Genomic DNA, 6,709 nt, shown 5'->3' with positions numbered 1-6,709 from the left:
GGAGTACCTGCGGGCCGGTATCGACGCGGGTATGGAGATCGACAAGTTCGCACCGCGGCTCTCGTTCTTCTGGGCCATCGGCATGAACTTCTTCATGGAGGTCGCCAAACTCCGGGCCGGCCGCCTCCTGTGGAGTGAACTGGTCGCGAAGTTCGATCCGAAGAACCCGAAATCGCTGTCGCTGCGGACCCATTCGCAGACCTCGGGCTGGTCGCTGACCGCGCAGGACGCCTACAACAACGTGGCGCGCACCTGCATCGAGGCGATGGCCGCGACCCAGGGCCACACCCAGTCGCTGCACACCAACGCTCTGGACGAAGCGCTCGCACTGCCGACCGACTTCTCCGCCCGTATCGCCCGTAACACCCAGCTGCTGATCCAGCAGGAGTCCAACACCACCCGGCCGGTCGATCCGTGGGGCGGATCGTATTACGTCGAATGGCTGACCCATCAGCTGGCCGACCGCGCCCGCGCCCATATCGCCGAGGTCGAGGCGCACGGCGGGATGGCGCAGGCCATCGGCGAGGGTATTCCCAAGCTGCGTATCGAGGAGGCCGCCGCCCGTACCCAGGCCCGTATCGATACCGGCCAGCAGCCGGTGATCGGCGTCAACAAGTACCAGGCGGTCGAGGATCACGAGGTCGAGGTCCTCAAGGTCGAGAACTCGCGGGTGCGTGCCGAGCAGATCGAGAAACTGCGGCAGCTGCGGGCCGACCGCGACCAGGACGCGGTGGACCGGACGCTGGCCGAATTGAGCCGGGCCGCCGCCTCGAACGCGGGCGGGATGGAGAACAACCTGCTCGCCCTGGCCATCGACGCCGCGCGCGCGAAGGCCACCGTCGGCGAGATCTCCGACGCCCTGGAGAAGGTCTACGGCCGCCATCAGGCCGAGATCCGTACCCTGTCCGGTGTGTATCGCGACGAGGCCGGCAAGGTCACCAACATCACCACCGCCGGGGATCTGGTGGAGGAGTTCGCCGAGGCCGAGGGGCGGCGTCCCCGCATCCTGGTCGCGAAGATGGGCCAGGACGGTCACGACCGCGGCCAGAAGGTGATCGCCACGGCCTTCGCCGATCTCGGTTTCGATGTGGATGTGGGCCCGCTGTTCCAGACCCCCGAAGAGGTGGCGCGGCAGGCGGCGGACAACGACGTGCACGTCGTCGGGGTGTCCTCGCTGGCCGCCGGTCACCTCACGCTGGTGCCCGCCCTGCGGCAGGCGCTGGCAGATGTCGGCCGGGCCGACATCATGGTCATCGTCGGCGGCGTGATCCCGCCCGGTGATTTCGACGAGCTGTACGAGGCCGGCGCCGCGGCGATCTTCCCGCCCGGCACCGTGATCGCGGATGCCGCGATCGACCTGCTGCGCAAGCTCGGTACCGCGCTCGGCCACGAACTCGGCTCCGGCGCGGGCGAATCGGAGGCGTAATCCCAGGGATGAGTGCGCGCACGATCGATGTCGACGCGCTCGCGCAGGCGGTCCGCTCCGGCGAGCGGGCCGCCTTGGCGCGGGCGATCACCCTGGTCGAGTCCACCCGGTCCGACCATCGCGAACAGGCCCAGCAACTGCTCCTGCGGCTGACGCCGGAAACCGGTGCGGCGCTGTCGAACCGGGTCGGGATCACCGGCGTGCCGGGGGTCGGCAAATCGACCTTCATCGATGCGCTGGGCATGCACCTGATCGGGCAGGGGCACCGGATCGCGGTGCTGGCGGTCGATCCGTCCTCGACCCGGACCGGCGGGTCGATCCTGGGTGACAAGACCCGGATGGCCCGGTTGTCGGTGCAGGACGACGCGTTCATCCGCCCGTCCCCGACCGCCGGCACCCTGGGCGGGGTGGCCAAGGCGACCCGCGAGACCATCGTGCTGCTGGAGGCGGCGGGCTACGACGTGATCCTGGTGGAGACCGTCGGCGTCGGTCAGTCCGAGGTGACGGTGGCGAACATGGTTGACGTGTTCTGCTTCCTGACCCTGGCCCGCACCGGCGACCAGCTGCAGGGGATCAAAAAGGGTGTCCTGGAGCTCGCCGATCTGGTCGCGGTGAACAAGGCCGACGGTAAACACGAGATCGAGGCCAAGGGCGCGGCCCGCGAACTCACCGGCGCATTGCGCCTCATCCATCCGCACGACGCCCTGTGGCGGCCACCGGTACTCACGATGAGTGGTCTGGAGGGTATCGGGCTGGAGAAGTTCTGGGAGACCGTCCTGGATCACCGCCGGGTGCTCACCGACGCGGGGGAGTTCGCCGAGAAACGCCGCCGCCAGCAGGTGGATTGGACCTGGACCATGGTGCACGACCAGTTGCTGCGCCGCCTCGCCGACAACCCGGAGGTGAAGGCCGTGCGTGGTGAGGTGGAACGTGCGGTCCGGGACGGAACGCTGACCGCGGCGCTGGCGGCCGAGAAGATCCTGGGCGCGTTCGACGGCTGATTGAAGTTTCCAGATTGGAAATATTTCCAATCTGGAAAATATGTGTACCCTGGTTCGTATGACAGATGCCGAACCCGGGCTGCGTGCGCGCAAGAAACGGGAGACCCGCCTGGCGCTGAGTCTGGCCACCATCCAGTTGTCGGTCGACCGCGGCTGGGACGCGGTGACCGTCGAGGACATCGCCGCCGCGGTCGGAGTATCGGATCGCACCTTCCGCAACTATTTCGGCAGCAAGGCCGAAGCGGTCGCCTCCCGGCACCTGGATCGGATGCACGAGATCGGTCGCGGGCTGGCCGGCCGGCCGGCCGGGGAACCGCTGTGGACCGCGATCACCGCCGCCGTGCTGGCGGGATACGCGCCGGGGCGCAGCGAATCGGAGACCGACCGCCCCGATGGGGACCGGTGGGCCGAGCGGATCGGGGAGATTCTGGCCGAGCCGGCGGTGCGCGGCGCGGTCATGGAGGCCGACGCCCTCGCGCAGCGCACCCTGGCCGCCGCGATCGCCGCGCGGATCGGCGCCGACCCCGAGCGGGATCTCTATCCGAAGCTGGTGGCCGCGGTGGTGGGCGCGGCCTGCGCGGTGGCCGTCGAGCATGCGCGCGGCGTCCGGTCGCCCGGGTCGATCGGCACGGTGCTGCGCGCCGCCCTGAACGAGGTGGCCGCCGGGCTACCCGAACCGGACGGGGGCAATTGAGATGCGCTACGACGTGATCATCGCCGGCGCCGGTCCGGTGGGGCTGCTGCTGGCCTGCGAACTCGGCCGGTCAGGAATCCGCCCGCTCGTCCTCGAACGCGATGCCGATGCCGAGACCGAGCCCAAGGCCAACGGCCTGGTGGGACAGGTGGTGCCGCTGATGGACAGGCGCGGCCTGTACGAGCGGTTCAGCGGAACCGCGGGTCCGCCGCGCCCGAACGACCGCTACTTCATGTTCGGCGGGTTGCCCTTGGATCTGAGCGTGCTCGACGACGGTCCGGTGTACACCCTGCCGATCCCGCAACAGGAGATGGTCGCCGTACTCGCCGGGCTGGCCGCCGAATCGGGTGCCGACATACGCCGCGGCTGCTCGATCGTCGGCGTCGAGACCGTATCCGGCGGAGTGGAGGTGACGGTCGGCGGCCCGCAGGGACCGGACCGGCTGCGCGCGGACTATCTGGTGGGGGCCGACGGCGCCCACAGCGTCGTCCGCAAACAGCGCGGGATCGATTTCCCGGGAATCGGCTACGACCGGACAACCGCCCGGACCGTGCACGCATCGATTCCGGCGGACCTGCTGGATCCCGATTCGGGCGCCCTGCGCGTTCCGGGTTTCGGGCCGGTCCTGCCCTTCCTGCCGCTGCGCACCGCACGGGGCGGTTTCACCTACGCGCCGTTCCCGGGCCGGCCCCCGATGCTCGCCACTGTCGAATGGGATGAGCCACCCACCGACGACCCGATGACCCTCGACGAAATGCGGACGAGCATCCTGCGGGTGCTCGGCGCGGAGATAACGCTGCGCCCGCCGGGCGGGCCCGGTCCGCACCTGCTGCGCCGGCTGCGCGGCGGGCACACCCGGGTCGCCGAACGTTTCCGCGACGGTCCGGTCTTCCTCGCCGGAGATGCCGCGCATGTCTACACCGGTGGCGGTGGGCCGGGCCTGAATGTGGGATTGACCGACGCGGTGGAACTGGCCTGGCGGCTGGCGGCGCAGATCCACGGGTGGGCCCCGCCCGGGTTGCTGGACAGCTACGACCGGGAGCGCCGTATGGCGGCGACCCGGACGGAACTGGCCGCTCGCGCCCAGTCGGCACTGCTCGCGCCGGGTGCGGATGTCACCGCCCTGCGCGCGGTATTCGGTGAGTTGCTCGCCGACCCATCCGCGGTGGCCCGCGTCGCGGCGCTTATCGCCGGAACCGATGTGCGGTACGACATGGGTATCGCCGATCCGCATCCGCTGGCCGGGTTCACCGCGCCCGATCTGATGTTGCACACCGGCGACGGCGCGGTGCGGCTGGCGGAGCTGATCCGCGAGAGCCGCACGTTGTTACTGGATCTCGGGGCCGGCGGGGCCTGGGCCGAGGCGCTCGGGGGCCTCCCGGGCCGGGTCGGCGTGGTACGGGCCCGCACCGGCGACACCGCGGCGGCCGCGCTGCTGGTGCGTCCGGACGGGCGGGTGGCGTGGGCCACCGACCGCGCCCCGGACCCGGACGGAATCGCCGCGTGCCGGCAGGCTCTGGCCCGCTGGGCCGGGGCCGTCCCGGTGCCGGACCGTGTGACGGCCGAAGGCGCGGGTCCGGAGTCCTAGTGCCGTCCGCGGTTTCAGGCGATCCCGAACTGCTCGGCGGCATTGTGGTAGCACACGCGGCGCAGCCAGTCCTCGCCCAGTCCCAGGCGTTCCAGGGCTTCGAAGGCATGCCGGTACGGGTATGGGATGTTCGGGAAATCGCTGCCGAACATGATCCGGTCACCGGCATCCACCAGGCGTCGGCGATCGGCGACCGGGAAGGGTATATCGGCCTCCGCGAAATCGGTGAACGCCATGGTCGTATCGAACGAGACACCGGCGAAACGGTCGGCCAGATCGAGGAATTCGGAATATTCGGGCATTCCCATATGGGCCACGATCAGCGGGAGCCGGGGATGGCGTGCCAATAGTTCGGCTACCGGCCCCGGGCCGGTGAAGCGCCCCGGCGCCGGACCCGAACCGCAGTGGATCACCGTCGGTACCCCGGCCTCGGCGAGCATGCCCCAGACCGGATCCAGCAGCGGATCGCGGGGATCGTAGGCGCCGACCTGGATATGCGCTTTGAACACCTGGGCGCCCCGCTCCAGCGCGGCACGGACATAACCGGCCGCCGCGGGTTCCGGGTAGAACGTCGCGGTATGGAGGCATTCGGGCACCTGGGCGGCGAACTCCGCTGTCCACTCGTTGAGCCAGGCCGCCATCTCGGCCCGGTGTGGATAGACCAGTGCGGTGAATCCGCGTACGCCGAAGCGGCGCAGTGTCTCCAGCCGTACGGATTCGTCGGCGCGATAGGTGATCGGCCAGGGGCGCCCGGTCAGCGGGCCGACGTCGTCGAAATAGGCCCAGACCTTCCGTAATACCCGGTGCGGCATGAAATGCGTATGGATGTCGACGAGCCCGGGGAGGCCGAGCCGCTGCCGGAACTCCGCCAGATAGGCCGCGTCGGCAGTGACCTCGGGCAGCGCGGAGGTAGTGGGCAACGAAGAACTCCTCTCGGGACGTGCGGGGGACGGCACCGGCTCACCCCCGTTCGGTGGTGGTTCCGGCGGGAAATCGGTCCCGCGCGAAGTCCCCGATCCGGCCGATCATCCGGTCGAAGAAGAGCGCGGGATCGGTGCCGACGACGATATCGGCGTTCGGCGGCCGCCCCCACATACCCGCCCAGTCTGCCACCGTGGTGGCCCGGGTGAGGGTGCCGGTCAGTTCGACATCGACCGTGGCCGGCCGGGTACGCGCGAGAGCGGGGTCCAGCGCCACCGCCGCGGCGAACGGGTCGTGCATATGGGCCAGATAGCCGAGGTCGTAGGCGCGGTGAAAATCGAAGTAGAAGCGCACGGCGTCGGTGACGTGCCGGACGACCGGATTGCTCGCCGTCGAGCGCGCCCCGGGCGGATCGGCGGGAGAGACGGTCTCGACGGGCCGGCTGCCGGCGCGTTCGGCCAGCCGGGCCAGATGCGAGGGCCGCATTTCGATGGTCTCGGTGATATCCAGGGCGCACACCAGCGGCCGGCGCTCCGGTGGTGCCGCGGCGAAGGCGTCGAAGACGATCTTCGCGGCCTCCGGGTCGACATGGACGTTCCACTCGTTGGTCGGGGTGGTGTTCCCGGGATGGTTGAACGCGCCGCCCATGATCACGAGCCGCCGCAGCAGTCGCGGCAGGTCGGGTTCCAGGCGCAGCGCGAGAGCGAGATTGGTGAGCGGTCCGGTGCACAGGCCGACGAGCTCACCCGGATACCGGCGGGCGAGTTCGGCCCATAAGCGATCCGCCGGGCGCGTGGAGATCCGCCGGGTCGGGGTGGGGAGTTCGGCGTACCCCACCCCGTGCGGACCGTGGGTGTCCTCGGTGGTGCGTAGCGGTATCTCGAGCGGATCGGCGGCGCCCAGCGCGACCTCGATCTCCGGCGCGCCGACCAGCTCGAGCCAGGCCAGGTTGTTGATCGCGACCTGTGCCGCGGGGACATTGCCCGCGGTGGCCGCGATTCCGGCGATATCGGCATCCGGACTGGCCAGCAGATAGAGCAGGGCCAGGGAATCGTCCACTCCGGTATCGACGTCCATGA

The 6,709-nt window shown here is 70.0% G+C and carries 6 protein-coding genes; 4 read left to right on the top strand and 2 right to left on the bottom strand.

Annotated features, from left to right (window positions below):
- The 4 genes from ACWDU1_RS01520 to ACWDU1_RS01505 all read left to right on the top strand — a co-directional run.
- Positions 1-1,426: methylmalonyl-CoA mutase family protein (locus ACWDU1_RS01520; protein ID WP_449994888.1), on the top strand; the 1,426-nt coding region annotated here is incomplete at its 5' end.
- A gap of 8 nt (positions 1,427-1,434) precedes the next feature.
- Positions 1,435-2,427, top strand: coding sequence for a methylmalonyl Co-A mutase-associated GTPase MeaB (gene meaB / locus ACWDU1_RS01515; protein ID WP_449994886.1), 993 nt, complete (start codon positions 1,435-1,437; stop codon positions 2,425-2,427).
- Between the two features lie 58 nt (positions 2,428-2,485).
- Entirely contained in the window at positions 2,486-3,121 is a 636-nt protein-coding gene (locus tag ACWDU1_RS01510; RefSeq protein WP_449994884.1) for a TetR/AcrR family transcriptional regulator, read from the top strand.
- A 1-nt stretch (position 3,122) separates the two neighbouring features.
- A complete protein-coding gene (locus ACWDU1_RS01505) occupies positions 3,123-4,709 on the top strand; it encodes an FAD-dependent monooxygenase (RefSeq protein WP_449994882.1) in 1,587 nt (528 codons plus the stop codon).
- 14 nt (positions 4,710-4,723) lie between these two features.
- Here the strand turns inward: ACWDU1_RS01505 and ACWDU1_RS01500 are convergent, their stop codons facing one another.
- Together ACWDU1_RS01500 and ACWDU1_RS01495 are read right to left on the bottom strand one after the other, a co-directional pair.
- Positions 4,724-5,629 (bottom strand): amidohydrolase family protein, encoded by a 906-nt coding sequence (locus tag ACWDU1_RS01500; protein ID WP_449994880.1) that lies wholly within the window; start codon positions 5,627-5,629, stop codon positions 4,724-4,726.
- Positions 5,630-5,669: 40 nt separating this feature from the next.
- Positions 5,670-6,707 carry a nucleoside hydrolase gene (locus ACWDU1_RS01495; protein WP_449994891.1) on the bottom strand — a complete coding sequence of 346 codons (1,038 nt, stop codon included), beginning with the start codon at positions 6,705-6,707 and terminating at the stop codon, positions 5,670-5,672.
- Positions 6,708-6,709: the final 2 nt, after the last annotated feature.

The sequence above is a fragment of the Nocardia sp. NPDC003345 genome (assembly GCF_053589395.1).
This window is presented reverse-complemented; position numbering and strand designations above follow the sequence as displayed.